The 23,869-nt window shown below is 65.3% G+C and carries 26 protein-coding genes and 1 pseudogene; 11 read left to right on the forward strand and 16 right to left on the reverse strand.

Going from position 1 to position 23,869, the window contains the following annotated elements; genetic code table 11:
* Positions 1–548: 548 nt before the first annotated feature.
* Positions 549–1,067: a hypothetical protein gene (locus E6C48_RS15545; protein WP_136358827.1), complete on the reverse strand. Its 519-nt coding sequence runs from the start codon at positions 1,065–1,067 to the stop codon at positions 549–551.
* Positions 1,068–1,197: 130 nt separating this feature from the next.
* On the reverse strand, positions 1,198–2,211 hold the full coding sequence (locus E6C48_RS15550) for a lytic transglycosylase domain-containing protein (RefSeq protein ID WP_230978792.1): 1,014 nt from the start codon (positions 2,209–2,211) through the stop codon (positions 1,198–1,200).
* Between the two features lie 160 nt (positions 2,212–2,371).
* On the opposite strand from E6C48_RS15550, the gene E6C48_RS15555 reads away from it, so the two are divergent.
* Positions 2,372–2,935 (forward strand): methylated-DNA--[protein]-cysteine S-methyltransferase, encoded by a 564-nt coding sequence (locus tag E6C48_RS15555; protein ID WP_168734551.1) that lies wholly within the window; start codon positions 2,372–2,374, stop codon positions 2,933–2,935.
* 21 nt (positions 2,936–2,956) lie between these two features.
* Here the strand turns inward: E6C48_RS15555 and E6C48_RS15560 are convergent, their stop codons facing one another.
* A complete protein-coding gene (locus E6C48_RS15560) occupies positions 2,957–3,298 on the reverse strand; it encodes a hypothetical protein (protein WP_230978793.1) in 342 nt (113 codons plus the stop codon).
* Positions 3,299–3,575: 277 nt separating this feature from the next.
* Here E6C48_RS15560 and E6C48_RS15565 point away from each other — a divergent pair, with 277 nt between their 5' ends.
* Positions 3,576–3,788, forward strand: coding sequence for a cold-shock protein (locus E6C48_RS15565; RefSeq protein ID WP_136358829.1), 213 nt, complete (start codon positions 3,576–3,578; stop codon positions 3,786–3,788).
* Positions 3,789–4,025: 237 nt separating this feature from the next.
* Here E6C48_RS15565 and E6C48_RS15570 read toward each other — a convergent pair.
* The 4 genes and pseudogenes from E6C48_RS15570 to E6C48_RS15585 form a co-directional block, all read right to left on the reverse strand.
* Positions 4,026–4,163 (reverse strand): annotated as a pseudogene (locus E6C48_RS15570) (glutathione S-transferase N-terminal domain-containing protein); the annotation flags it as partial.
* 43 nt (positions 4,164–4,206) lie between these two features.
* Positions 4,207–4,824 carry a glutathione S-transferase family protein gene (locus E6C48_RS15575; protein WP_136358831.1) on the reverse strand — a complete coding sequence of 206 codons (618 nt, stop codon included), beginning with the start codon at positions 4,822–4,824 and terminating at the stop codon, positions 4,207–4,209.
* A 93-nt stretch (positions 4,825–4,917) separates the two neighbouring features.
* The gene (locus E6C48_RS15580; RefSeq protein WP_136358833.1) at positions 4,918–5,787 is read right to left on the reverse strand and encodes an EAL domain-containing protein; all 870 of its coding nucleotides are present in this window, start codon (positions 5,785–5,787) and stop codon (positions 4,918–4,920) included.
* A complete protein-coding gene (locus E6C48_RS15585; RefSeq protein WP_136358835.1) occupies positions 5,784–6,683 on the reverse strand; it encodes an EAL domain-containing protein in 900 nt (299 codons plus the stop codon). The genes E6C48_RS15580 and E6C48_RS15585 overlap by 4 nt, the downstream gene beginning before the upstream one ends.
* A gap of 177 nt (positions 6,684–6,860) precedes the next feature.
* On the opposite strand from E6C48_RS15585, the gene E6C48_RS15590 reads away from it, so the two are divergent.
* On the forward strand, positions 6,861–8,063 hold the full coding sequence (locus E6C48_RS15590; RefSeq protein ID WP_136358837.1) for a pyridoxal phosphate-dependent aminotransferase: 1,203 nt from the start codon (positions 6,861–6,863) through the stop codon (positions 8,061–8,063).
* A gap of 90 nt (positions 8,064–8,153) precedes the next feature.
* On the opposite strand, the gene E6C48_RS15595 is transcribed toward E6C48_RS15590, so the two are convergent.
* Complete coding sequence (locus E6C48_RS15595; RefSeq protein WP_230978794.1) at positions 8,154–8,597, reverse strand: DUF2127 domain-containing protein; 444 nt, start codon at positions 8,595–8,597, stop codon at positions 8,154–8,156.
* Between the two features lie 81 nt (positions 8,598–8,678).
* On the opposite strand from E6C48_RS15595, the gene E6C48_RS15600 reads away from it, so the two are divergent.
* Complete coding sequence (locus tag E6C48_RS15600) at positions 8,679–9,221, forward strand: phosphatase PAP2 family protein (RefSeq protein ID WP_136358839.1); 543 nt, start codon at positions 8,679–8,681, stop codon at positions 9,219–9,221.
* 51 nt (positions 9,222–9,272) lie between these two features.
* Here the strand turns inward: E6C48_RS15600 and E6C48_RS15605 are convergent, their stop codons facing one another.
* Positions 9,273–9,668 (reverse strand): (R)-mandelonitrile lyase, encoded by a 396-nt coding sequence (locus E6C48_RS15605; protein ID WP_136358841.1) that lies wholly within the window; start codon positions 9,666–9,668, stop codon positions 9,273–9,275.
* A 234-nt stretch (positions 9,669–9,902) separates the two neighbouring features.
* Here E6C48_RS15605 and E6C48_RS15610 point away from each other — a divergent pair, with 234 nt between their 5' ends.
* Positions 9,903–11,954 (forward strand): elongation factor G, encoded by a 2,052-nt coding sequence (locus tag E6C48_RS15610; protein WP_136358844.1) that lies wholly within the window; start codon positions 9,903–9,905, stop codon positions 11,952–11,954.
* 740 nt (positions 11,955–12,694) lie between these two features.
* Here E6C48_RS15610 and E6C48_RS15615 read toward each other — a convergent pair.
* Together E6C48_RS15615 and trxB are read right to left on the reverse strand one after the other, a co-directional pair.
* Entirely contained in the window at positions 12,695–13,591 is an 897-nt protein-coding gene (locus E6C48_RS15615) for a LysR family transcriptional regulator (protein WP_136358845.1), read from the reverse strand.
* A gap of 82 nt (positions 13,592–13,673) precedes the next feature.
* On the reverse strand, positions 13,674–14,648 hold the full coding sequence (trxB, locus tag E6C48_RS15620) for a thioredoxin-disulfide reductase (protein WP_136358847.1): 975 nt from the start codon (positions 14,646–14,648) through the stop codon (positions 13,674–13,676).
* Positions 14,649–14,876: 228 nt separating this feature from the next.
* Between trxB and E6C48_RS15625 the strand changes: the two genes are divergently transcribed.
* The gene (locus E6C48_RS15625; RefSeq protein WP_136358849.1) at positions 14,877–15,353 is read left to right on the forward strand and encodes an Lrp/AsnC family transcriptional regulator; all 477 of its coding nucleotides are present in this window, start codon (positions 14,877–14,879) and stop codon (positions 15,351–15,353) included.
* 99 nt (positions 15,354–15,452) lie between these two features.
* On the opposite strand, the gene E6C48_RS15630 is transcribed toward E6C48_RS15625, so the two are convergent.
* The 4 genes from E6C48_RS15630 to E6C48_RS15645 form a co-directional block, all read right to left on the reverse strand.
* A complete protein-coding gene (locus tag E6C48_RS15630; RefSeq protein ID WP_136358851.1) occupies positions 15,453–16,118 on the reverse strand; it encodes a glycosyltransferase family 25 protein in 666 nt (221 codons plus the stop codon).
* Positions 16,119–16,446: 328 nt separating this feature from the next.
* Entirely contained in the window at positions 16,447–17,517 is a 1,071-nt protein-coding gene (locus E6C48_RS15635) for a glycosyltransferase family 4 protein (RefSeq protein ID WP_136358853.1), read from the reverse strand.
* Positions 17,518–17,551: 34 nt separating this feature from the next.
* Positions 17,552–18,025, reverse strand: a complete 474-nt coding sequence (gene greA, locus E6C48_RS15640; protein WP_136358855.1) for a transcription elongation factor GreA — start codon at positions 18,023–18,025, stop codon at positions 17,552–17,554.
* 183 nt (positions 18,026–18,208) lie between these two features.
* Positions 18,209–18,559, reverse strand: a complete 351-nt coding sequence (locus E6C48_RS15645) for a DMT family protein (RefSeq protein WP_136358857.1) — start codon at positions 18,557–18,559, stop codon at positions 18,209–18,211.
* Between the two features lie 134 nt (positions 18,560–18,693).
* On the opposite strand from E6C48_RS15645, the gene E6C48_RS15650 reads away from it, so the two are divergent.
* The 5 genes from E6C48_RS15650 to E6C48_RS15670 all read left to right on the forward strand — a co-directional run bounded on the left by E6C48_RS15650 (position 18,694) and on the right by E6C48_RS15670 (position 23,140).
* Positions 18,694–19,119 (forward strand): DUF3775 domain-containing protein, encoded by a 426-nt coding sequence (locus E6C48_RS15650; RefSeq protein ID WP_136358859.1) that lies wholly within the window; start codon positions 18,694–18,696, stop codon positions 19,117–19,119.
* Positions 19,120–19,194: 75 nt separating this feature from the next.
* The gene (locus E6C48_RS15655) at positions 19,195–20,091 is read left to right on the forward strand and encodes an extensin-like domain-containing protein (protein ID WP_136358861.1); all 897 of its coding nucleotides are present in this window, start codon (positions 19,195–19,197) and stop codon (positions 20,089–20,091) included.
* A 104-nt stretch (positions 20,092–20,195) separates the two neighbouring features.
* A complete protein-coding gene (locus E6C48_RS15660) occupies positions 20,196–21,026 on the forward strand; it encodes an extensin-like domain-containing protein (protein WP_136358863.1) in 831 nt (276 codons plus the stop codon).
* 36 nt (positions 21,027–21,062) lie between these two features.
* Entirely contained in the window at positions 21,063–21,764 is a 702-nt protein-coding gene (locus tag E6C48_RS15665) for an LssY C-terminal domain-containing protein (protein ID WP_136358865.1), read from the forward strand.
* A gap of 65 nt (positions 21,765–21,829) precedes the next feature.
* Positions 21,830–23,140: a hemolysin family protein gene (locus E6C48_RS15670; protein ID WP_136358867.1), complete on the forward strand. Its 1,311-nt coding sequence runs from the start codon at positions 21,830–21,832 to the stop codon at positions 23,138–23,140.
* 77 nt (positions 23,141–23,217) lie between these two features.
* On the opposite strand, the gene E6C48_RS15675 is transcribed toward E6C48_RS15670, so the two are convergent.
* Complete coding sequence (locus tag E6C48_RS15675; RefSeq protein ID WP_136358869.1) at positions 23,218–23,823, reverse strand: NADPH-dependent FMN reductase; 606 nt, start codon at positions 23,821–23,823, stop codon at positions 23,218–23,220.
* Between the last annotated feature and the right edge of the window lie 46 nt (positions 23,824–23,869).

Here is a 23,869-nt window from a genome sequence, read left to right on the forward strand (position 1 = left end):
CGGGCGAAAAATTCTCCGAAACTTATCCACCTCTCCCGCACCTCCCCCATACTCACTCCCAGCTTCCCGCGCGGGAACACCGGTCATGACGGTGATTGCGTGGCGGGGAGCCGGCGCCTCCGGTGGTTGCTCAACGTAAGCAACTGCCCGGGGAGGGTGAGAAGCCGGTTCGAGCGCAGCGAGAAAATCATGATGCCAGTGGCATCATGATAGGCGCCGAACGCCCTGAGCCGTAGCGAAGGGCCGGTGGGAAACCGCGCCGCATTTTTACACTCGGAAGGCACGGCATCCCACGCCCGCTTCCCGACCTTCTCCCCTCGGCGCGAGGGGAGCGTTCTTCGATCAATGGCCAGACGGACGAAAATCCGGGCGTGGCGATGAGGAGTGATGCGCATAGCGCACGAAAAGCCCCTGAATGGGCTTTTCGAACGACGAATGGTGAAAGACCGGTTCGCCCTCGGGTAATCGAAACGTCCGGTGGACGTTTTGAAGATCTTGAACGCCAGAAGGGTTGGGAGCCGTAGCCGAGGGCTGGAAGCGCGCCGCCCTCAATGCGCGGCGGCGGTCTTGCCCTTGTTCTTCGGCAGTTCCATGGCGCGCAGTTCGCCTTCGGTGACTTCCTGGCGCAGGAAGGTGCAGGATTTTTCCGTGGTCGCGGCGGCGCGGCGGGCGGCCGACTGCCACGACAGCGTGGCCAGCATGCCGTCTGCATGCGCCTCGGCGTCGCTCGCCGCCTTCAGCGCCGGCGCGTTCGCCACCCCGCAGCGCGGCGCGATCAGCACCGAAAGCGCATAGGTGTGGGTAAAGGAGGTCTCGGCGGCGAGTTCGGTCGAGATCGAGGACACCTGCATGGCGTCCTTGCCCTGCCCGCCCTCGCCGTCCGCCGCGCGGGCGACCGCGCCGGCCTCGGCGCCGGCCAGCAGCATCCAGCCGGCATAGCCGCCGCCGGCCAGGACGAGCGGCGCCAGCACCAGCAGCGCGAGCTTCAGCCCGGAGCGTTTCTTCGGTCCATCGCCTGCTTTTTTGGAGGGGGCGGGCTTGGCGGATCTGGCAGGCGATTTGGTCATGCGGCCTTCAAGCATACCGGCCGTTAGGAGCAGGTAAGCCGGATCGGTCGCAATTTATGTTTTCGGCTGCCGGCGGGCAGATGGTTAAGGGGTCTTGTCGCGACCGCACCGCCGCCGGTTGCGGCCGGTTTCAGCTCTCGGAGCCGACCGGAACCACCGGCGGATGCACGATTCCCTCGGGATCGAGCGTCACCTCCGCTCCGGCCCGGCGCCGCTTGCGGTCCTTGCCGAGGCCGGTCTCCTCCAGCATGCCCTTGCGCTTGGCCTCATAGTAATAACCGGTCTGGTACAGCCAGTCGGCGCGCTTGGCGTTGCGGCCGGAAACCAGCCAGGCGCCGCGCAGGTATTTCACCGCGTATTTCAGGTTGGTCTCGGCATCGAACAGGCCGCTGGCCGCGCCGCTGTAGCCCATGCCGCGCGCCGTCGCGTGCTTGATCTGCATCAGCCCCCAGTGGCCGTTATTGTAGGCCTTGGGATTGAAAGTGCTCTCGCGGTTGACGACATGGCGCACCAGTTCGACCGGGACTTCGTAGAGGGCGGCGTATTTGGAAATCAGCGTCTCGACGTCGGCGCGGCCGCGCACGGCGGTGCGCGGCAGGTCGCCGGCCGAGGGCTCGGTCTTCAGGACCGCCGGCGCAAGATAGGCCGGCACCGTCCCGCTATAGGCGATCGGCGTCACCGGCAGGCTCGATGCGGCCGAGGCGACGAGCACCGGCGCGGCCGGGAAGGTTTTCGTAAGGTCGGGCTTCGCCGCGTCGCTTGCGAATCGGGCGGTGTCTGGCTGCGCGGCGTCCTGCTTTGCCGCGGTCGTGGCGATCGCCGGCTGGGCCGCATCTGCTGCCGCGGCCTGCGCAGGAGCTGAGGCGACCGCGGGTGTCGCCCCTGCAAAGGCGGCCGGCTGCGTCTCGAGCGCCGCGGTCTGGACCGCCGCCAGCGCGGACGGTTCGGGCAGCACCGCCACCGTCTCCGGCAGGGCCAGCGCGAAGCCGGCGTCCGTCGTCCCCGACACCGTCGTTTCCGTCACCCCCACCGTCGGGCCGGCGAAACCCGGCGCCGGCGCAACGGTCGATGTCGAGGTGCAGCCGCCAAGGGCAGCGCCGCACAGGGCCATACCGATCAGGGTAAAGGGAGCTCTTGCTGGCAAGCCGCGGTCGAAGTCCGTTGGTCTGATTTGTTAACGGAGTCCTTACACCACAGGTTTTGCCGGGGCAACCGGGGCGGGTGGCGGTTTTCGGGTGGCGAGTCGTCCGTGAAAATGCGATATTGTTCGCGGTTTGTACCGAAGATGATTGCGAGGAATCGCCATGACGCACGCTGTCGGCCACATCATATTCGAGACGCAACTGGGCTTCATGGGCCTTGCCTGGAGTTCGGCCGGGCTGACGCGGCTCTGCCTGCCGCAATCGAGCCGCGAGGCGGTGGAGCGCCGGCTGCTGCGGCTGGACGACATTGCCGGCCCCGACAGCGAAACGCCGCCGCAATGGGTGGCTGACCTGATCGCCGCCATCCGCGCCTATGCCCAGGGCGAGACGGTCGACTTCTCCGACGTGCCGGTCGATCTGGCCGGTGTCGACGATTTCCGACTCGCCATCTACGACGCCGCCCGCAAGCTCGCCTTCGGCGAAACCGTCACCTACGGCGAACTGGCCAGCCGCGCCGGCCATACCGGCCTCGCCCGCGAAACCGGCGCAGCACTTGGCGCCAACCCGGTGCCGCTGGTCATTCCCTGCCACCGCATCCTTGCGGCCGGCGGCAAGATCGGCGGCTTCTCAGCACCCGGCGGCTCGGCCACCAAGGAAAAGATGCTCGGGCTGGAAGGCGTGCGCGTCGGCCCGCCGCCGGCGGCGCAAGCCTCGTTCGGTTTCTGAAGGTCCGGCCCGGACAACCCGTCAATCGAAGGGGAAGATGAGGCGGCGACGCCGGTCGTCGAAATCGACCCGCTGGCATTTGTAGACCGGGCAGGATTTCAGGTCCGCGCTCGGCACGTAGCTCCCTGCCCTCACCTCGTCGAAATTGCAAAATCGCCCGGACGCGACATAGCGGTCATAGAGCGTGAGCGAGGGATTGCGCGGCGAGCGGTAGCGCAGGATGACGGCGCCGTTTCTTTCGACGACGGCCTGGACCCGATCGCAACTCATGCGGGTCGGATCGTAGCGCGAGATCGCCCAGGCGTCGGCGGCAAGCAGGCCGAGGCACCCGGCAATCAGAAGGGCTTTCACGAGGATCTTCATGGCGCTTCTCCGCAGGTTCAGCCGTCCATGCCGCCGCAACGCCGGCCGCCGGCAACGGTTCCACAAGATTGAGGCCGCTTTTCGCTCCGGTACGCCACCGCGTTGAAATGGCCTTGTTTTCGACGCATACCGCCTCTATATACGGCACATTGATATTCGGCCGATCGATCCGGGCCTCGCGGTTTTCGCGTTCGCTGACGTCTTTCTGCAAAATCTCGATACCAAGCCGGGCTTCTGGCCCGACACGTCAACGTAAAGTGAACTTAAGGAAAATCGCATGGCTACCGGAACCGTCAAGTGGTTCAACTCGACCAAGGGCTACGGCTTCATCGCTCCCGACAATGGCGGCGCGGACGTTTTCGTCCACATCTCCGCCGTCGAGCGCGCCGGCATGACCTCGCTGGTCGAGGGACAGAAGATCAACTTCGAGATCGAGCAGGACCGCCGTACCGGCAAGTCGTCCGCTGGATCTCTGAGCAAGGCAGCCTGATTTGACGAAGGCGCGCGGCGGATAGCATCCGCAGCGCCCGGCAAGTCACGGATGTACTGGCGGCCGCGCGACAAGCGCGCCGGAGCGGGACGGACCCGACAAGTCGAAGCGGCGGATTGCCGCCGGCCCGGCCGAAACGTTCCCATCAGGCTACCGAGCATGGAAGGCGGGCTTTGTCCCGCCTTTTTTGTTGCCTGCCGCGCCCCGCTGCCCGTAGCGGGCGTATCAGGCCGGAGCGATCGGATTGTGGGCGCGGATCTGCCCGGCATCGCCGAAGGACGACCAGGGCCGGTGCTCGAACGGCAGGCCGTAGAGCGTCAGGGCGATGCCGACGCGCCGAACGAAAGAGGAATCGTATTGACCGATCAGGATCACGCGCGGATTTTCCGATTCATCTCGTCAATCGCCCTGCCGTCGATCAGGCGGCGGGCAGCCACTCGATCGGCACATGGCCCGGATCGGCCTCGACCCGCTTCAGCCATGTCGCGACGGCCGGATAGGCATCGATCTGGAAACCACCCTGCTCGGCCGTGTGGGTGTAGGCATAGAGTGCGATGTCGGCGACGCTGAGGGCCGTGCCGGCGAAGAAAGGGCTCTGCTCCAGCCGCTTGTTCATGACGCCGAGCGCCTTGTTGCCGCGCTCGAGCGTCAGCGCCAGCCGTTCGGGCGTGGCGTCCCTGGCACGCTCGGGGAAAGTCAGCAGCGCCTTGCGCACGGCAATGTAGGGTTCGTGGCTGTACTGCTCGAAAAACAGCCATTGATAGGCGAGAGCCCGTTCGTAGCGGTCGGCCGGCAGGAAGCGGGTCCCTTCGGCCAGATAAAGCAGGATGGCGTTGGATTCGGCGATGCGCCGGCCGTCGTCCAATTCCAGCAGCGGCACCATGGCGTTGGGATTCTTGGCGACATAGTCGGGCTTGCGGGTATCGCCGGTATGCGAGCTCACCTCGATATTGGTGAAGGCGACGCCAAGCTTGGCCATCAGCAGGCGCGGCTTGTAGCAATTGCCGCTGTCGGTCATGCCGTAAAGGATCGTCATCGTTCCACCTGTGTTGCGGCGGCAGCATGCTCCTCGGCCACCGATCCATCCAGTGATTTGTTTTCACCGTTGTCCATCAGCATCGATGATGGATCAGGTTCCGGTCTGGCCGAACAGCGGAATCACCTTGGCGCTTGGCCTGAGCAACGCATCGAGCGCCAGCGGCTTGTCGGGAAAGATCGTGCCGATCAGCGCCGGCTTCGCCATCAGGAAGCCTTGCAGGAGGTCGGCGCCGCCGTCCAGCGCCACGCGCAACTGCTCCGGCTGTTCGATGCCCTCGACAAGAACCTGCGCCCCATGGTCGTGCAGCAGCGAAAGCAGCGGCCTGAACAGCTTCTCGGCGGCGGCGTGACGGCACACTTCCGCGAACCAGCCGCCGTCGATCTTGACAATGTCCGGTTCGAGCAGGCGCAGTCGCTCCTCGGTCGAATGGCCGGCGCCGAAATCGTCGATGGCGATGCGCAATCCGTTGCGCCGCATTTCGGCGACCACGCGCTGCAGGACGGTCTCGTCGCTCGCCGCCTGCTCGGTGATCTCGCACACCAGCATGTCGCCCTTCAGGCCGAAGCTGCCGAGATGGCGGGCCATCATCCGGATCTCGGCCAAGGCCCGGCCCAAATGGTCGTTCACCTGGGGATTGTAATTGAAGAACAGGGTGAGCCCGTCGACGCCGAGGAACTGGAAATTGTGCAGGTGTAGCGCCCGGCAAAGGGACTCGACATAAAGCCTGTCCTTTGCCGGCACGCCTTCCAGGAACGTTCGCGGCGGCACCGGCTGTCCGCCGACCTGCGGCTGGATCAGCGCTTCTATGGCGACCGGCACCAGGCAGCCGCCGCGCGGCGCGAAGATCGGCTGATAGGCGCTGCGCAGCCGGTACTCGCCGTAGATGCCGTACTCCAGGCCGATCTCGTCGGCAAAGATCGATTGGCCGATATCGCGGCGCCGTTCGCGAACTGTAGTCATTGCGCCACCCGCCGGCCAAACGCCCTCGCGCGGCGGCCGTTCGCCGGCGCTGTCGCCGACTGGGCGCGCGGTTCTCCGGCCTCGACGGCTGCCGTCTCGGCCCCGTTCGGGCCGAATGCGCCAAAACTGGTCGGCACGACTTCCGGCCGCGCCAGCGCGTAGCCCTGCACCATCGAGGCGCCGGATTTCTCGGCGAGGTCGAGTTGCCAGCTCTCCTCGATGCCCTCGAAGACAGTGCGGATGTCCTGTTCCTCGAAAGTGCGCACCATGGTCGCCAGCAGCGCGAAACCGGGGCCGGAATCCATCAGCCGCGTCAGCCATTGCGCGTCGAACTTGACGATGTCGGGCTTCAGGTCCTTGATGCGGCCGATGTCGGAATCGTCGGCGCCGTAGTCGTCCACGGCGATGCGGAAGCCGCTGGCGCGCAGCGCGTCGACGAACTGGAAAAGCGTTTCCTGCGAAGTCGACCGTTGCTCGGTGACCTCGCACACCACGCGGCGCGGATCGATCCCCGCTTCGTGCAGCACGAGCCGCATGTCGCGCAGCGCCTGGTCGGAAATGGCGCGATCCACGAACACCGACGGGTCGAAATTGATGAACACCGCCGCCTCGACGGGCAGGCATGCGCCGGCGTTGAGAAGATGCAGCGTGCGCGTCAACGTCTCCACATGCAGCCGGTCCCGCGCCGGGCAGGTGGAGAAGAAATTTTGCGGCGATTGCGGCTCGCCGTCGCGGAACGGCCGGATCAGGCCCTCGAAGGCGGCGATCTCCAGCCTGCCGTCGTTGAAGGCGAAGATCGGCTGGAAGGCGCTCTTCAGTGCATAGACCCCCCACACACCGCTGGAGGTGCCGTCGTCATGGCGGATGATGTGGGCGAGCCCGATGCTGCGCGACAAGGCTCCCTCGCCGGATCGACCGAAACCGCGTCACTTTAGCCGATCAGGTTTTATCGCTCGTTAATGCGGCGCGGCGGCTCGCTGGCTCAGCCGTCCGTGCTTGCACTCGCGTTCCCGATGCGACAATAGAGGCGCGCGGCTGCTCCTGGCCGCGCGATCTTCTGGAGACGAACAGTCATGGCCTTCCTCGCCGACGCCCTTTCGCGCGTAAAGCCCTCCGCGACCATCGCGGTGACGCAGAAGGCGCGCGAGCTGAAAAACGCCGGACGCGACATCATCGGGCTTGGTGCCGGCGAGCCGGATTTCGATACGCCGGACAACGTCAAGAACGCGGCGATCGAAGCGATCCGCCGCGGCGAGACCAAGTATCCGCCGGTCTCCGGCATCGCGCCGCTGCGCGAGGCGATCGCGAAAAAATTCAAGCGCGAGAACAACCTCGACTACCAGCCTGCGCAGACCATCGTCGGCACCGGCGGCAAGCAGATCCTGTTCAACGCCTTCATGGCGACGCTGAACCCCGGCGACGAGGTCGTCATCCCCCGCCCCTACTGGGTCAGCTATCCCGAGATGGTGGCGCTCTGCGGCGGCACGGCGACCTTCGCCGAAACCTCCATCGCCAACGGCTTCAAGCTCACCGCCGAAGCGCTGGAAAAGGCGATCACGCCGAAGACGAAGTGGCTGGTGATGAACTCGCCGTCGAACCCCTCCGGCGCCGCCTACACGGAGGCCGAACTGCGCGCGCTGGCCGACGTGCTTTTGAAGCACCCGAACGTCTGGGTTCTGACCGACGACATGTACGAGCACCTGACCTATGGCGACTTCGTCTTCAAGACCATCGCCGAGGTCGAACCGAAGCTCTACGAACGCACGCTGACGATGAACGGCGTCTCCAAGGCCTATGCCATGACCGGCTGGCGCATCGGCTATGCCGCAGGCCCGCTGCCGCTCATCAAGGCGATGGACATGATCCAGGGCCAGCAGACGTCGGGCGCCTGCACGATCGCGCAATGGGCGGCGGTCGAAGCGCTCAACGGCCCGCAGGATTTCGTCAAGAAGAACAAGGCGATCTTCCAGGCTCGCCGCGACCTCGTCGTCTCCATGTTGAACCAGGCGCGCGGCATCACCTGTCCCTCGCCCGAGGGCGCATTCTACGTCTATCCCTCCTGCGAAGCGCTGATCGGCAAGAAGACGGCCGCCGGCACGGTCATCGACAGCGACGCCACCTTCTGCTCCGAATTGCTGGAAGCCGAGGGTGTGGCGGTGGTCTTCGGCTCGGCCTTCGGCCTCGGCCCCAACTTCCGCATCTCCTACGCGACGTCGGAGGCGCTGCTTGAGGAAGCCTGCACGCGCATCCAGCGCTTCACGGCCGGGCTCAATTGATCCGGCCAAGCGATTCCAAAGATTCGAGAAGCCCGGCCCTGCGCCGGGCTTTTCCGTTTGGAGGGCAAAGTCGAATCGCAACCCCGGCGATCATGGTCTCGCCTTGAGCGGATCGAGGTGCCGGACGACGCGATACTCGTGCCAGATCAGCCAGATCACGACGATGTCGAAGACGCTGAGCACGATCAGTCCCCAACCATGCGTGTAGGAGAAACGGTAGAACTGATAGACGATGAACAGGCCCATGACGACCAGCGATGCCGGAAAGGCCCACAGTCTGTTCCGCAGCAGCCCCGCCACCAGGAAGAGTTTCACCAGGCCGTAGCTCAGCAGATAAAACGCATAAAAATGTTTGGTCTCCACGGAAAAGCCTTGAGCCCAGGCCAACAGATGCGGGGCGAGAAAATCCTTCGGATCTTCGATCAGTTCCTCTTGCGTGAGCGTTTCGACCACCTTTGAGACCGTATCCGTACCAATCAGGCCGATCGCGATGCCGCCGGCGCATTCAAGCAGCGCGTGGAGGCCCTTGAGCACGATACTTACCCGGAAGACCCCGGTGAATCTGACGCTCTTCCATTGCCATTCTCTCGAACAACCCGTTGCGAAGTATTACCGATGGATCAGGAAATCACACGTTGGATCAATGCGCCGGCGGGCAGCCATGCGGCGCTGGACATGGCGATGATCGCTCTGACCCGATATGGCGTGCCGCTTCTCGTCCTGCTGGTCGTGGTGCAATGGTGGGGCCGGCGGGACCGCCTGCGGCTGCGCCATACCTGCATCGCCGCCGGGCTGTCCTTCCTGGCCGGCCTCGGCCTCAACCAGATCGTCCTGCTGTTCGTCCATCGCGTCAGGCCCTATGACGCAGGCGTCAGCCACCTGATCATCGAGCACAGCGCCGACTGGTCGTTTCCTTCCGACCACGCGACGGCTTCCTTCGCGATCGCGGCCGCCTTCCTGCTGCACGGCTTCAAGGGCCGCGGAAGCGCGTTTCTGGTCGCCGCGCTGGCCGTCTGCCTGTCCCGCGTCTATGTCGGAACGCACTACGCGACCGACATTCTGGGCGGCGCCGCGACCGGCATCTTCGCCGCCATTCTCGTGCGCCAGCTCTATCGGGCGGGCACCAGGATGGACAGGCTGGTGACCGGCCTGCTGTAACGCATTCATCCGGCAGGCTCGGCGGCATTCGGGCGCGCCGGCCCTGCCCCATCACTCGCCGTACTGCTCGTCCGAAACCTTCTCCAGCCAGTCGACGGGCGAGCCGTCGAGCGCCTCCTGCATGGCGATATGGGTCATGGCCGTCTTCGGTCCGGCGCCGTGCCAGTGCTTTTCGCCGGGCTCGAACCAGATCGTGTCGCCGGCCCTGATCTCCTGGATCGGCCCGCCCCAGACCTGGACGCGCCCGGCGCCCGAGACGACATGCAGCGTCTGGCCGAGCGGATGGGTGTGCCAGGCGGTGCGCGCGCCCGGCTCGAAGCTCACCGATGCGGCGCGCAGCCTGGCCGGGGCTTCGGTATCGATGATCGGATCGATGCGGACCCTGCCGGTGAAATAGCTGTCGGGTCCGGCAGCGCTCGGCTTGCTGCCGCAGGCAATGATCTTCATGGCGGTTCTCCTTGCTGTCCTCATGATGAGGCCACCACCGCGCTCCGCGCAAGGATGCGCCCGCTATTTCCCTTGCCCTGCCCGCGAACCCGTGTGACGATATCCTTGGCCATGCGCCGAGAGCCGCCTGGCCGCGACGGCCGCAGGCCGGCCGCCGCTCAACAAGAGTGCGGTCGGCGAAGCACGGCCCGTTTTGCTGGCAGCACCGCTGAGAAACGCGAGTGGAGGTCAGCCATGGGTAATCGCGCCGGAGGACGACGCACGGGACCGAAATGCATCGCCATCATCGGTCCCTTCGCAAGCGGTAAGACGACACTTCTAGAAGCCATCCTCGCCCGGACGGGCGCCATTCCCCGCCAGAACCCGGTTTCCTCCGGCAACACCGTATCGGACCATTCGGCCGAAGCGCGCGCCCACGCCATGAGCGTCGAGGCGACCTTCGCTACCACCGAATTCATGGGCGATACGCTGACCTTCGTCGACTGCCCCGGCTCCATCGAATTCGCCTTCGAGGCCGAGCCGGTTCTGGCCGCCTGCGATGTCGCGTTGGTCGTCGCCGAGGCCGACGAGAAGAAGATCCCGGCCCTGCAGCTCATCATGCGCAAGCTGGACGATCTCGGCGTGCCGCGCATCCTCTTCCTCAACAAGGTCGACAAGGCGATTTCGGGCGTTCGTGAGACGCTGAAGATGCTCCAGCACACCAGTTCCGTGCCGTTGCTGCTGCGCCAGATTCCGTTGCGCAAGGACGGCGTCGTCATCGGCTCCATCGACCTCGCGCTGGAGCGCGCCTACGTCTATCGCGAATATGCCGAGAGCGAAGTCATAGACATTCCCGGCGATGACAAGGCGCGCGAGACGGAAGCGCGCTTTTCCATGCTGGAGACGCTGGCCGATCACGACGACCAGCTGATGGAACAGTTGCTGGAGGAGATCGAGCCGCCGAAGGACGCGGTGTTCGACGACCTCTCCGCCGACTTGCGCGACGGCACCGTCACCCCGGTGCTGATCGGCACCGCCGAGAAGGGCAACGGCGTGCTGCGCCTCTTGAAGGCGATCCGCCACGACGCCCCGGATATCGAGGCGACCCGCAAGCGGCTCGGCGTCGCCGAAGACGGCGCCACGGTCGTGCAGGTGATGAAGACCGCCCACACCGCGCATGGCGGCAAGCTTTCGGTGTCGCGCATCCTGTCGGGCGAGGTGGCCGACGGCGCAGAACTTTATCTGTCCGACGGCGAGACCGCCAAGGTTTCCGGCATCTACCGCATGCTTGGCAAGGACCAGGCCAAGGTTTCCTCGGCAGCGGCCGGCGACACTATGGCGCTGGGCAAGCTGGATCGCGTGGCGACCTGCGATACGCTGACCTCGGCCAAGGGCGGCATGAAGCCGCTTGTGAGGCTGGAGCCGCCGGCGCCGGTCTATGCCGTCGCGCTGCGCCCCAAGGAGCGCAAGGACGACGTCAAGATGTCGGCGGCCATCCAGCGGCTGGCCGAGGAGGACCCGTCGCTGACCCTGACGCACAACCAGGACTCGGCCGAGACGGTGCTGTCGGGCCACGGCGAGATGCACCTGCGCGTCGTGCGCGAGCGCCTGGAAGGCAAGAACCAGATCGCCGTGGAGGGCCACGCGCCGGCCGTCCCCTATCGCGAGACCATTCGCAAGCCGGTGGAGCAGCGCGGCCGCCACAAGAAGCAATCGGGCGGCCACGGCCAGTTCGGCGACGTCGTCCTGCAGATCAAGCCGCTGCCACGCGGCTCCGGCTTCGAGTTCACCGACACCATCACCGGCGGCGTCGTGCCCAAGACCTACATCCAGTCCGTCGAGGCAGGCGTGCGCGACTATCTCAAGAACGGTCCGCTGGGCTTTCCCGTCGTCGACGTCGCGGTCAACCTGTCGGACGGTTCCTACCACTCGGTCGATTCCTCCGACATGGCCTTCCAGATGGCGGCCAAGCTCGGCATGAAGGAAGGCATGACGCAGTGCTCGCCGGTGCTATTGGAGCCGGTGATGAAAGTCACGATCGTCACACCCTCCGACGCCACCGCCAGGATCATCGCGCTGGTGCCGCAGCGGCGCGGCCAGATTCTCGGCTACGACGCCCGCGACGGCTGGCCGGGCTGGGACGTGGTGGAGGCGACGATGCCACAGGCCGAGATCGGCGACCTCATCATCGAGTTGCGCTCCGCCACCGCGGGCGTGGCGACCTACCAGGCGGCGTTCGACCACATGGCCGAACTCACCGGCCGGCTGGCCGACGCAGCCACCAACGCCGCCGGCAAGGCTGCGTAACGAATATCGAGTTGATCGAGAAAACGGCGCCCGGAAAAACCGGACGCCGTTCGTCGCGGACCGTTTCCGGGAGGAAAACGGCAGGTCCGCCGCACCGTATCGCCGGGTTCGCCTGAAGGAACCCCCGACAAGAAAAGGCTGGACGCGGTCGCCGCCTGAGCCCGGCTTTCCGAGTGATGCCCCCATCTCCCGGATCGCCACACCGCGTCCTATTTTTTCTTAGCCGGATAGAACGCGCATATGCACGTTACCTGATGTTACACGTCACCGTTACGCGCGGGAAAACCGCGCTCTCCCTGCCAGAAGCGAAAAACGGTGAGGGCGGCTTGTTCGATCTATCGACGAGAAGAAGCGGACGCCGACGGGTTCGCATCGGCCCTAGCGCAGGCAACAAAAAAGCCGGATCCAAGAAGATCCGGCTGAGTTGATGGAGTTGCCTATAAGGCTAAACCTCCAGAGGGGAACACTCGTGAGCGCTAATGGGAGGAGAACGCGCTCAGGAGATGATCTGTATATGGGCTTACCCTGCCCAGGAAACAAGCATCTATTTTGCAACGCACACATGCAAAAAGGCGAGACCTGTGGTCCAATGCACATTTTACGATCAGTAGGCCAGAATCCGGGCACTCAAACCGATTAGTTGTTTCCAGGACAGGCATATTGCATTGCGGGAGCAAGACCGCCCGTATCGCCGCCGGGCGCCAGTGCCGAAGATGCGTGCATGACTCGTGCCGCGACGCTCAGTAAGTCCAGTTGCGCGCCTTGGCGAACATGAAATCGCGGAAGACTTTCAGCTTGGCCTGGTTCTTCATCGCTTCGGGATAGACGAAGAAGGTATCGAAGGACGGTCCCTCGAGCTCGGACAGCACCGGCACCAGGCCGGAATCCTTGCCCGCCATATAATCGGGAAGCATGGCCAGGCCGACGCCGCGCCGCACCGCCCGCATGATCGACATCAGGTCGTTGATCTGCAGCACCGACGTGCGCCTCTGCCCCTCGGACTTGCCGACCGTCTCCAGCGCGTTGAGGCCGGCGAGATAATGCGGAACCGGTTCACCGAAGGTGACGAGGCGGTGATCGTCCAGATCGGCGACCGACTTCGGCGTGCCATGCTTGTCGAGATAGGCCTGTGCGGCGAAGACGTGCAGGTGCACCGTGAACAGCCGCCGCTGGATCAGGTCCGGCTGCGACGGCTCGCGCAGGCGCACCGCGCAGTCCGCCTGCCGCATGGTGAGATCCAGTTCCTCGTTGGTGAACACCAGTTGCAGGTTGATCTCCGGATAGAGGTCGAGGAATTCCTTAGACCGCTCGGTCAGCCAGCCGGTGCCGAGCCCCACCGTCGTCGTCACGCGCAGCACGCCGGACGGCCGGTCCTTGGTCTCGGCCAACCGGCTCTTGATCGATTCCAGCTTCATCAGCACGTCGTGGGCGGTGCGGAACAGCATCTCGCCCTGCTCGGTCAGCACCAGCCCGCGCGCGTGCCGGCTGAACAGCGGCACCCCGACGTCGTGCTCCAGCGCGCTCACCTGCCGCGAGATCGCCGACTGCGACAGATGCAGCGTCTCGGCGGCATGGGTGAACGACCCGGCCTCCGCCGCCGCGTGAAACACGCGCAACTTGTCCCAATCCAACGCCATGGTTTCCCCTCGTTATGGTTTTGGCGTCTTAATGCGGAATCAGGCTTTTACGCGACTTGCCTCGCCGCTTTCATGAGCCGCGTCATTCCGCCGCTTCGCGGTGCACCTCTACTCCCGCCAGATATTTTTCCGCCTCCAGCGCCGCCATGCAGCCCATGCCTGCCGCAGTCACCGCCTGGCGGTAGATGTCGTCGGTGACGTCGCCGGCGGCAAAGACGCCGGGAACGTCCGTGCGCGTCGAATCGGGCGCCGTCCACAGATAGCCGTTGGCCTTCTGCTTCAGCTTGCCGGTGAACAACTCGACCGCCGGCGCATGGCCGATGGCGACAAAGACGCCGTCCACCTTGAGCAGGCTTTCCTGGCCGGTCGCGACATTGCGCAGCTTCAAGCCCTCGACCGAGGGCGGCAGCGGTGCCTTGCCCGGCCGGCCGGTGATCTCGTCCACCACCGTGTCCCAGATGACGCGGACGTTTTCCTTGGCGAGCAGCCGCTCGCGCAGGATGCGCTCGGCGCGGAATTCGCTGCGGCGATGGATGACGGTGACGCTTTTCGCCAGGTTGGCGAGATAAAGCGCTTCCTCGACCGCCGAATTGCCGCCGCCCACCACCGCGACGTCCTTGCCGCGATAGAAAAAGCCGTCGCAGGTGGCGCAGGCCGACACGCCGAAGCCCATGAAGGTCTGCTCGGAGGGAATGCCAAGCCACTTCGCCTGCGCGCCGGTGGCGATGATCAGCGCGTCTGCGGTGTAGACGGTGCCCGAATCGCCGCGCGCCACGAACGGCCGCACGTCGAGGTCGACTTCCGTGATGATGTCGTTGACGATCTCGGTGCCGACATGCTCGGCTTGCTTCTGCATCTCGCCCATCAGCCACGGCCCCTGCACGGGGTCGGCGAAGCCCGGATAGTTCTCGACATCGGTGGTGATCATCAATTGCCCGCCCTGTTGCAGGCCGGCGACCAGCATCGGCTTCAGCATGGCGCGGGCGGCATAGATCGCCGCCGTATAGCCGGCCGGGCCGGAACCGATGATGAGGACTGGCGCGTGCTTGGTGGTCATGGAGCCCCACAGAAAACAACCGCCGGACGCGGCGGAACATGGCATCGGGCGGTAATGTAAGGGCTGCCCGCCACCCCAGCAAGGACGCATGCGCAGTGTCCCCGGAAAGCTGCATCGGGCTGACAGGCCGGACAGACCACAGAATCCCGCATGCCGGGGACTGGCGCGCAGCCAAAAGTCGTTTAATGACTAGGGCGCGAAAGAATCTTGCGCACGGAAAAGGCGCCCATGCTGCAAAAGGCCGATCTCGACGCCATCGACTGGAAAATCCTGCGCGAACTCCAGGAAGATGGCCGCATGACCAATGTCGAACTGTCGCGCCGGGTCGGCATTTCCGCGCCGCCCTGCCTGCGCCGGGTACGGCGGCTGGAGGAGACCGGCATCATCCGCGGCTATCGTGCGCTCCTCAATGCGCCGGCGCTGGGCATGGACGTGGTGGCCTTTTGCCTGATCGGCCTCAAGCACCAGTCGGAAACGGAACTGAAGGTGTTCGCCGACCTCACGCGCGGCTGGCCGATCGTGCGCGGTGCCTGGATGGTATCGGGAGAATCGGACTTCCTCCTGCACTGCGTCGCTTCAGACCTCGCCACCTTCCAGAGCTTCGTCATCGAGGCCCTGACCTCGACGCCCAACGTCGACACGGTGCGCACCGCGCTGACCATCCGCAAGGTCAAGGACGAAGGGCTGGTGGAGATTCCTGCCTGAACCGGCGAGGCGATATGCGCTGAGTCGGGAAATGGCGACGACCTTGTCTTCGAACAACCGTCTATGCTTGGCGAATTGATAGTACCATCTGCGTTCACGCTACCCCCGGCTCCTGCCGGCCGCATAAATCAGACTGCCGAACGCAGCGTCCGTGAACGGCGCCGGCCAGAGCGCATAGCCATGACCATGTCGCGTCAGCCAGTGGCGAAAGAAATTGTCGACCGGCGCGAAAATCTTGTCGTGCCCGGCAAGGAAGGCCTCGGCGCCGCGACGCGACCATAGGATCGCGCGCGTCAACACCGGGAAGTAGTGGGCAGCCTGTAAGGTGCTTGTGAATGTGCCGACCGTGAAGCTCGAAACGCGGGTCCCGAAGAGTGTCCTGTGGGCGCCGAGGTTGGCGAGAATCCACTGTCGGTCGAGCGCATCCAGCACAGGCGCCATCTGCGTAAGCAACTGCCGGGGATCGCATAACGGCACGACGTCGTCCTCGAGCACCAACCCGTAGTCGGCTCCCGATGCGACGAACCGGGCGGCGGCGGCAAGATGGCTGCGGTAGCAGCCAATCTCCGCCCCGATGAGCGCGCGCCCCATATAGCGCTCGGCGCGGCTATCGTCGTAATCCTCCAGCATGGACAGGTCGAGCTTGCGCCCATCGACCGCCGGCACGCGCTCGAACTCGACGCCGAATGCCCCGAGCCGCTCAGCGATTGCGGCAAGGCGATCGGCACTTCCGTCGAGATTGATGACATAGACGCCGAGGCTCATGACTTCAGCATCCTCAGGCCGATATCGAAATCCGCCCTGACAGGCGGAACGACATACGGGCCCTGCGGGGAACAGACGATCAGGTGGTGACCACTCGACAGGCAGGAAAGCGCACTGACCTGCTCGATCGGACCCAGCGCGCGTCCTGTCCAGAACGACGCAAGCGTCCGGCTTACCTCGATGCCCAAAATTCCCCCATTCCGGCAGCCCCCGCTGCCGTCGCCCAAAAGAAGAGCAGATTCGGTTTCCTTGAAACCGAAAACTACTCTATCTCTCTACTTCAAAAATAATCTTGAATGCAATTCTTCTTTATGCGGAAAATCCTCTATTACCCGCCGTTCAGCTGACGATAGATATCGATCAGCTTGCCAGCCTCCCCCTTCAAGGGAAAGGTCTCGCGCACAAGAGTCAGGGCGTCTGCGGACGCTTGCCTGCGTTCCGGTTCGGCATCCATCCATCGCCCCGTCGCATCGATCATCGCGCCAGGATCGTTGCGTGGAATAAGCGTGCCTGTCGCGCCATCCTCGATCAACTCGGAAAAAGCGCCGACATCGGTCGCCACCACCGGAACGCCGCTCGCCATCGCCTCCAGCGGCGTCAGGCCGAAGCCTTCCCAGCGCTGCGGCGCCACGAACAGCGACAGTGCCCGGTACCAGCGCTCGATATCCTTGTGCTCACCGACGAACAGGATGCGGTCGGCAAGCCTTGCCTTCTCAACCCGCTGCTTCAGTTCCGCCTCGAAACCCTTGTGTTCGGCCGTGGCACGACCGGCGACGATCGCCGACCAGCCGGGCCGCGAGGGCAGCAGAGAGATCATCGCGTCGACGAACAGGTCGGTGCCCTTCTGGTGCCGGACCCGGCCGAAGCAGCCGACATAGGTTTGCGCCGGATCGAGGCCGAGGTCCGCCTTCGCCGCCGCGCCGTCGGCCGGCGGATGGAAACGGTCCAGGTCGATGCCGTGCATGATGACGGTGTTGGGCACTTCCAGATAGGCGGCGGTCTTGCGGCTGGTGGCGATGACCGCGTCCATCCGCCGGATGAGGAACTTCGTCCAGCGCTTGTGCCGCCGCTGCGAAGCGGAGGTGAAGACGAGCTTCAGCGGCGCGCGCAGGACGTTGCGCAGCACCACGCCTGCCAGCATCTCGACGTTGCGGCGGGCATGCCAGATCCGGTGGCGGCCGCCGGCCGGCCGGCGCAACAGGCTGGGAACCTGCCACCAGCGCATTTTCGGCAGGCCGTCCGGCAGGCCCGGCCCCAGTGTCGCGATGCCGATCTCCGCCGCCTGCAACGGCACAAGCTGGATGATGGTACTGGTGACGCCGGAGAGGCGGCGCTTGAAATTCGGCGCCACCACCTCGACCTTGCGCATGTCGACGCCGGGGCCTTTGCCAGCGGCCATGCCGCCCTGCTCCTGCGCCCCCACGCCCGGCCCCTTACCGGAACTGCACTTCCACGATCTCGTAGCCGCGCGCGCCGCCCGGCGCGTTGACCTCGATGGCGTCGCCGACTTCCTTGCCGATCAGCGCCCGCGCGATCGGCGAGGAGATGGAGATGCGGCCGGACTTCACGTCGGCCTCCTGGTCGCCGACGATCTGGTAGGTCTTCTGCTCTTCCGTGTCCTCGTCGACGAGGACCACCGTTGCACCGAACTTGACCTTGTCGCCCGACAGCTTGGTGACGTCGATGACCTCGGCGCGCGCGATCAGGTCCTCCAGCTCGGCGACGCGGCCCTCGTTGAGGCTCTGCGCTTCCTTGGCGGCATGGTACTCGGCGTTCTCGGAAAGGTCGCCGTGCGAGCGCGCCTCGGAGATCGCCTCGATGATGCGCGGCCGCTCTTCCTGCTGGCGCCAGCGCAGCTCCTCCTTCAGCGTCGAAAACCCGTTCGCGGTCATCGGGACCTTGTTCATGATCTCAGTCTCGCCTTTCCTGCCGCCCTCCCGGCATTTTGGGGAGGGAAACATCCTCTTTGAGTCAAAAAGAAAACGGCCCGCCAGCCATAGGCTGGTGGAACCGCAGACCTTCCAACTCATGAATATAGCAAGCTTTGCAGGTTTTTCACGCTCAAAAAGCGAAAATCCCCATTCTCCCGGTCAGCCCTTGAAGATGAAAGCCGCGCCGCCGGCGATCAACGCGAAGCCGATGGCGTGGTTCCAGGTCAGCGACTCCTTCAGGTAGAGCACCGAGAAGACGGCAAACACGCTGAGCGTGACCACCTCCTGGATCGTCTTCAGCTCCGCCGCCGAATAGGCCTGGCTGCCGATGCGGTTGGCAGGCACGGCCAGCCAATATTCGAAGAAGGCGATCATCCAGCTGGCGACAACCGCCATCCAGATCGGCGAGGTCTTGAATTTCAGGTGCCCGTACCAAGCGAACGTCATGAAGACGTTGGAGGCGACGAGCATCAGCACGGGCAGGACCCTGGCGGAAAGAAGCGTGTCCATGACGGGAACCGGAACTGGAAGGAACGAGGATGCGGCGGCGACGCCGCCGATTCCATTATCCCGACTGGCGCAAACTGCAAGTGGTGACGAACGGCGCCAATCCGCTATCATCGCCCCAGCAAGGAGGCTCGGCGGTGAAACGGCATCGCGACAAGGAATGGGAACTGGCCATCGGCCCCGACACGGTGCGCCTGTTCATCCTCAAGGCCAAGGCGCTGAGCGCGGCCGTCAACGACGATTACGCCGACGGCACCGAGCATGAGGTCGAGTTCGACGGCGACCGTCACGACCGGCACGGCCACGACGGGCTTGCCGAGGAAAAGACCGAAGACCTGACCGAGAAGGAACTGCGCGAGCTGATCGGCGACCTCAATGTCGACGAGGCGGCCGAACTGGTCGCGCTGGCCTGGATTGGGCGCGGCGACTACGACGCGTCGGAATGGGCCGACGCTCTTGCGGCGGCCCGCGAGCGGCCGCATCGCCGCACCGCGAAATACCTGCTCGGCATGCCGACGCTGGCCGACTGGCTGGAAGAAGGGCTGGAAGCGATCGGCGCGTGACAGTCCCGTAACCGAGATTGATCGGCCGCCGGCCTTGCCGAGGCAACCCGTGCGCTACCCTACCGTTTAGGCGGCATGAGGGAAATCCGTTTCGCAACAATCGCCGTCCTGGCCTTCGCCGCACTGACCTGGTCCGGCGGCCAGCCATGGGCAAAGACACCGAAACTGCCGCCGACCGCCCCGCTGCCCGCTCCGAGCGAAGCCGCGCCGGCCAAGCCGCAGACGCCGGCTGCGCCGCCGGCCGAAGCGCCGGTGCCGGCTCCCCGCCCGGCCGAGGCTCCGGGCACCGACAAGGCAGAGCCTCCAACCGTCGCGCCGGCTCCGCCCGAAAAGCCGGAACTGCCGCCGGACGCGCAGGACAAAGCTGCGGAACCGGAGAAACCGAAGCTCAAGCCCGATCCGCGCTCGGACGAGACGGCCGCCGACACCTTGCCGGCCGGGGAAATCGCCTGCCGCATGAGGCTGCAAGCCCTCGGCGTCGCCTTCGAGAACCGCAAGGCGGAGCATGACGCCGCCATCGGCTGCTCGATGCCCTACCCCGTTGCCGTCAAGAAACTGGACACCGCCGGGCTCTCTCCGGACGCCGAGATGAACTGCGCGATGGCTGAAGCGGCCGCCCGCTTCCTGGCCGACGTGGTTGAGCCCGCAGCCAGGGTCGAGCTCGGCAGCGGGTTGAAATCGGTCGAGCAAGCCTCGGCCTTTGTCTGCCGACCGCGCCACAACGGCCAAAAACTGTCCGAACACGCTTTCGGCAATGCGCTGGACATTTCCGCCTTCGTCCTCGACGACGGCACCCGTATCGAGATCGGCCCTGCCCCGCCAGAAAAGCAGGCGAAATTCCTCGCCAGGGTGCGGCAGGCCGCCTGCGGGCCGTTCAAGACGGTGCTCGGCCCCGGCAGCGATGCCGACCATGCACGGCACTTTCATCTCGACCTCGAACCGCGTCGCAACGGCGGTACCTTCTGCCAGTGAGGCCGCCCTCGCCGCATTTGCGCCGCACGAGTGAACGGCTGTGCTGATCTTTCCTTTACCGATGCATCCTATCCTCGGTCGTTCAAGGGACCGGGACCTTCCAGATGGCAAAATCTCCTGCCGCTGCATCGGCCGCGCGCCGCCCGCGGCGCCTGCGCATCACGGGCTGGCTGCTTGCGCTTTCGGCGGCCGGCGCGATCTCGGCCTGCACCAGCAGCGGCGTGCTCGACCTACAGCCGCCGGTCGATGTCGGCACGCAGACGGCCGCCGTTCCCTCTTATTCCGTCGCCACCGTCGTGCAGCCGCCGATCTCCAGCCCGGCGCCGATCTCCAGCCCGACCATGACGATCGGATATCCGCGCGTGGAAGAACCGGCCTTCGGGCCGGAACCGATGCCGGCCGACGAAGTCGACTGCCGCAAGGAACTGAAGCGCCTCGGCGTCGCCTTCACCGAAGTCGAGCCGATCCATGAAGGCCAATGCGGCATCGACCATCCCGTCAAGGTCTCCGCCATCGGCTCGGTCAGGATGAAGCCGGCCGCGACGCTGACCTGCAACATGGCGGCCACCTTCGCCGCCTGGACCAAAAGCGAACTCGTTCCCGCCGCGCGCTGGCGGTACTGGTCGGGCGTCAAGACCATCCGCCAGGGATCGAGCTATTCCTGCCGCAACATCGCCGGCGAAGGCGTGCTGTCCGAACACGGCAAGGGCAATGCGCTCGACGTCATGAGCATCGAACTCACCAATGGCGAGGAGATCGACGTGCGCAAGCCCGGCCTGTTCGCTTTCCGCACGCGCGGCTTCCTCAACACGGTGCGCGCCGACGGCTGCCAGTATTTCACCACCGTGCTCGGCCCCGGCTACAATTACGACCACCGCAACCATTTCCATTTCGACGTGAAGAACCGCCGCAGCGGCTATCGCGCCTGCCGCTGAAAAGCATAGAATAGCCGGTCTCGCACGGGGGTGCACATGAGCCGGCGAAGGCGCCTGCGACGAGTCTCGAACTGGTTCGCCATCCTATGCGGGCTCTATCTCGGGCTCGCCTACTTCGCCTTGCCAGCCCTTTGGGAATTGCGCGAGCGCGGCGCAGCCGTGCGCGAGATGGTGACGCGCACGCCGCAAGGCATTGCCGGCGACCCCATCAATGTCGGCCTTGTCGGCAGCCGGGCGAACGTCATCCGCGCCTTCGGCCTTGCGAAATGGGATACCGCCGACGCGGTGACGCTGAAGACCGCCGTCGAGATCGGCGAGAGCGTTCTGTTCGACCATCCCTATCCCGACGCACCGGTGAGCACGCTGCTGTTCGATGGACGGCCGCAGGATCTCGCCTTCGAGAAGCCGGTAGGCGGCAGCGCCGACCAGCGCCACCACGTACGCCTTTGGCGGACGGCGGAAACGGACCCGGAAGGCCAGTCGCTCTGGCTGGGCTCGGCGAGCTTCGATCGCGGCGTCGGCCTGAGCCATGACACCGGCGCCATCACCCACCACATCGCGCCCGACATCGATGCCGAGCGCGCCTTCCTGATCGGTGATCTCACCAGGGCGGGCGTCCTCGCCTCCACCGTCGAGATCGACGGCGTCGGCGCAACGCAGAACGGCCGCAACGGCGAAGGCGATCCTTATTTCACCGACGGCAAGGCGGTCGTCGGCCTGCTGCGGGCCACACCCTGACCGCGCATCCGGGATCGCGCATTTGGTCGCTTCCGGGATGGCGGTCCGGATGCTAAGGACTCGCCATGCTTTACATCGAAATCGCCATCGTGGTCGCGCTCATCCTGGTGAACGGTCTTCTGGCGATGTCCGAACTCGCCATCGTCTCGGCACGGCCGGCGCGGCTGAAGACGATGATCGACCGGGGCGTCGGCGGCGCGGCCAAGGCGCTGGCGCTCGGCGCCGATCCAGGAAAATTCCTGTCTTCGGTACAGATCGGCATCACGCTGGTCGGCGTGCTGTCCGGCGCCTTCTCCGGCGCCACGCTGGGCGAGCGGCTGGCCGGATTCCTGGCGACGCAAGGTGTGGCTGACAGCGTCGCCCACCCGCTCGGCGTCGGCATCGTGGTGGCGCTGATCACCTACGGCTCGCTCATCATCGGCGAACTGGTGCCCAAGCAGATCGCCCTGCGCAATCCCGAGAAGGTGGCGGCGCGCGCGGCCCCGTTCATGGCCGCCCTGGCGAAGATCGCGGCGCCGCTGGTCTTCCTGCTCGATTTTTCCGGCCGATTCGTGCTGTGGCTGCTCGGCCAGCGCGGCGAAAGCGAGGAAAAGGTCACCGACGACGAGATCAAGATGCTGGTGGCGGAAGCCGAGCATCACGGCACCATCGAATCGGACGAGCGGCGCATGATCGCCGGCGTCATGCGGCTGGGCGACCGCGCCGTGCGCGCGGTGATGACGCCGCGCACCGACGTCGACTGGATCAACCTGCAGGCCGACGAGGCCGCCAACCGCAGGCTTCTGATGGAAACGCAGCATTCGCGCCTGCCGGCTGGCGACGGCGTCGATGCCATGATCGGCGTTGTCCAGACCCGCGACGTGCTGGCTGCCCTGCTCGCCGGCAAGGCGCTCGACCCGCGCAAATACGTCCGCGCCGCTCCCATCGTCCACGACCAGGCGGACGCGCTCGACGTTTTGGCCAGGCTGAAGGAGGCGGACATGCCGATGGCCCTCGTCCACGACGAGTACGGCCACTTCGAGGGCGTGGTCACTCCGGCGGACATCCTTGAGGCGATCACCGGTGTCTTCCGCTCCGATCTCGATGCCGACGACGAGAAGGACAGCGCCGTGCAGCGCGAGGACGGTTCCTGGCTGCTCGCCGGCTACATGCCGGCCGACGAGATGGCCGACATCCTCGGCATCGAAGTGCCCGAGAACCGCGACTACGAGACGGTGGCGGGCTATGTGCTGTCCCACCTCGCCCATCTGCCCGGCACCGGCGAGACGGTCGACGCGCAAGGATGGCGATTCGAGGTGGTGGACATGGACGGCCGCCGCATCGACAAGGTCATCGCCGCCCGCCTGCCCGCCGGCCATCGCGAGATCGTCCGGTAAAAGCGGAACGATCCGTCGCGACAAAAAAGGGCGACATCGCTGCCGCCCCTTCGTCCTGGGAGGAATCTCTGGACCGCTCAGGCGGCTTCGGCTTCCGCCTCCACCACCTCGGCATCGCGCGCCTTCTTCAGCGCCGAGGCCCACCAGACAATGTCATTGACCAGTGCATGTGCCGCCTGGTTGAGGTGATCGATTTCCTCGAGCTTCTTCTCGCCCTGGCGAACGGCGAGGAAATCGCCCAAGGTGATGTGCACGGCCGACTTCACCGGCGCCATCTGCAATTCGACCGAAATCTGACGCAGTTGCTCGATGGCGCGCGCACCACCAACGCCGCCGTAGCCCACGAAGCCGGCCGGCTTCTTGTTCCATTCGGTATAGGCATAGTCGAGGGCGTTCTTCAGCACGCCGGTCGGCGCATGGTTGTATTCGGCGGCGGTAAAGATGAAACCGTCGAATCCGGCGACTTTCTTCTGCCAGCGCTGCGCCACCTCGTTCTCCGAGGGCACCCATGCGGAAGAGGCGACCTCTTCGAAGAACGGCATCGGGAAATCGCGCAGGTCGACGACCTCGACCTCGATATCGGCATGCTGGCGGGCTATCTTGGCGATCCATTCGACCGGTGCGTCGGCGAAGCGCGCCGCACGCGTCGAGCCGACGACGATGGCGATTCTGGGTTTGGACATTTTGGGCTCTCCTTTAGAAACTCTGGTATCCATCAGATACCGACGC

Origin of the sequence: Ollibium composti (assembly GCF_004801285.1) — a bacterium.
Taxonomy (GTDB): Bacteria; Pseudomonadota; Alphaproteobacteria; order Rhizobiales; family Rhizobiaceae; genus Mesorhizobium; species Mesorhizobium composti.

Coding starts and splice junctions, on each gene's coding strand:
- E6C48_RS15590 (WP_136358837.1), top strand. CDS start 6,861: ATGGCCTTCCTCGCCGACGCCCTTTCGCGCGTAAAGCCCTCCGCGACC.
- E6C48_RS15605 (WP_136358841.1), bottom strand. CDS start 9,668: ATGAAGATCATTGCCTGCGGCAGCAAGCCGAGCGCTGCCGGACCCGAC.
- E6C48_RS15600 (WP_136358839.1), top strand. CDS start 8,679: ATGGATCAGGAAATCACACGTTGGATCAATGCGCCGGCGGGCAGCCAT.
- trxB (WP_136358847.1), bottom strand. CDS start 14,648: ATGACCACCAAGCACGCGCCAGTCCTCATCATCGGTTCCGGCCCGGCC.
- E6C48_RS15665 (WP_136358865.1), top strand. CDS start 21,063: ATGAGCCGGCGAAGGCGCCTGCGACGAGTCTCGAACTGGTTCGCCATC.
- E6C48_RS15580 (WP_136358833.1), bottom strand. CDS start 5,787: ATGACTACAGTTCGCGAACGGCGCCGCGATATCGGCCAATCGATCTTT.
- E6C48_RS15555 (WP_168734551.1), top strand. CDS start 2,372: ATGACGCACGCTGTCGGCCACATCATATTCGAGACGCAACTGGGCTTC.
- E6C48_RS15635 (WP_136358853.1), bottom strand. CDS start 17,517: ATGGCCGCTGGCAAAGGCCCCGGCGTCGACATGCGCAAGGTCGAGGTG.
- E6C48_RS15675 (WP_136358869.1), bottom strand. CDS start 23,823: ATGTCCAAACCCAGAATCGCCATCGTCGTCGGCTCGACGCGTGCGGCG.
- E6C48_RS15655 (WP_136358861.1), top strand. CDS start 19,195: ATGAGGGAAATCCGTTTCGCAACAATCGCCGTCCTGGCCTTCGCCGCA.
- E6C48_RS15545 (WP_136358827.1), bottom strand. CDS start 1,067: ATGACCAAATCGCCTGCCAGATCCGCCAAGCCCGCCCCCTCCAAAAAA.
- E6C48_RS15625 (WP_136358849.1), top strand. CDS start 14,877: ATGCTGCAAAAGGCCGATCTCGACGCCATCGACTGGAAAATCCTGCGC.
- greA (WP_136358855.1), bottom strand. CDS start 18,025: ATGAACAAGGTCCCGATGACCGCGAACGGGTTTTCGACGCTGAAGGAG.
- E6C48_RS15670 (WP_136358867.1), top strand. CDS start 21,830: ATGCTTTACATCGAAATCGCCATCGTGGTCGCGCTCATCCTGGTGAAC.
- E6C48_RS15560 (WP_230978793.1), bottom strand. CDS start 3,298: ATGAAGATCCTCGTGAAAGCCCTTCTGATTGCCGGGTGCCTCGGCCTG.
- E6C48_RS15610 (WP_136358844.1), top strand. CDS start 9,903: ATGGGTAATCGCGCCGGAGGACGACGCACGGGACCGAAATGCATCGCC.
- E6C48_RS15565 (WP_136358829.1), top strand. CDS start 3,576: ATGGCTACCGGAACCGTCAAGTGGTTCAACTCGACCAAGGGCTACGGC.
- E6C48_RS15575 (WP_136358831.1), bottom strand. CDS start 4,824: ATGACGATCCTTTACGGCATGACCGACAGCGGCAATTGCTACAAGCCG.
- E6C48_RS15645 (WP_136358857.1), bottom strand. CDS start 18,559: ATGGACACGCTTCTTTCCGCCAGGGTCCTGCCCGTGCTGATGCTCGTC.
- E6C48_RS15630 (WP_136358851.1), bottom strand. CDS start 16,118: ATGAGCCTCGGCGTCTATGTCATCAATCTCGACGGAAGTGCCGATCGC.
- E6C48_RS15615 (WP_136358845.1), bottom strand. CDS start 13,591: ATGGCGTTGGATTGGGACAAGTTGCGCGTGTTTCACGCGGCGGCGGAG.
- E6C48_RS15660 (WP_136358863.1), top strand. CDS start 20,196: ATGGCAAAATCTCCTGCCGCTGCATCGGCCGCGCGCCGCCCGCGGCGC.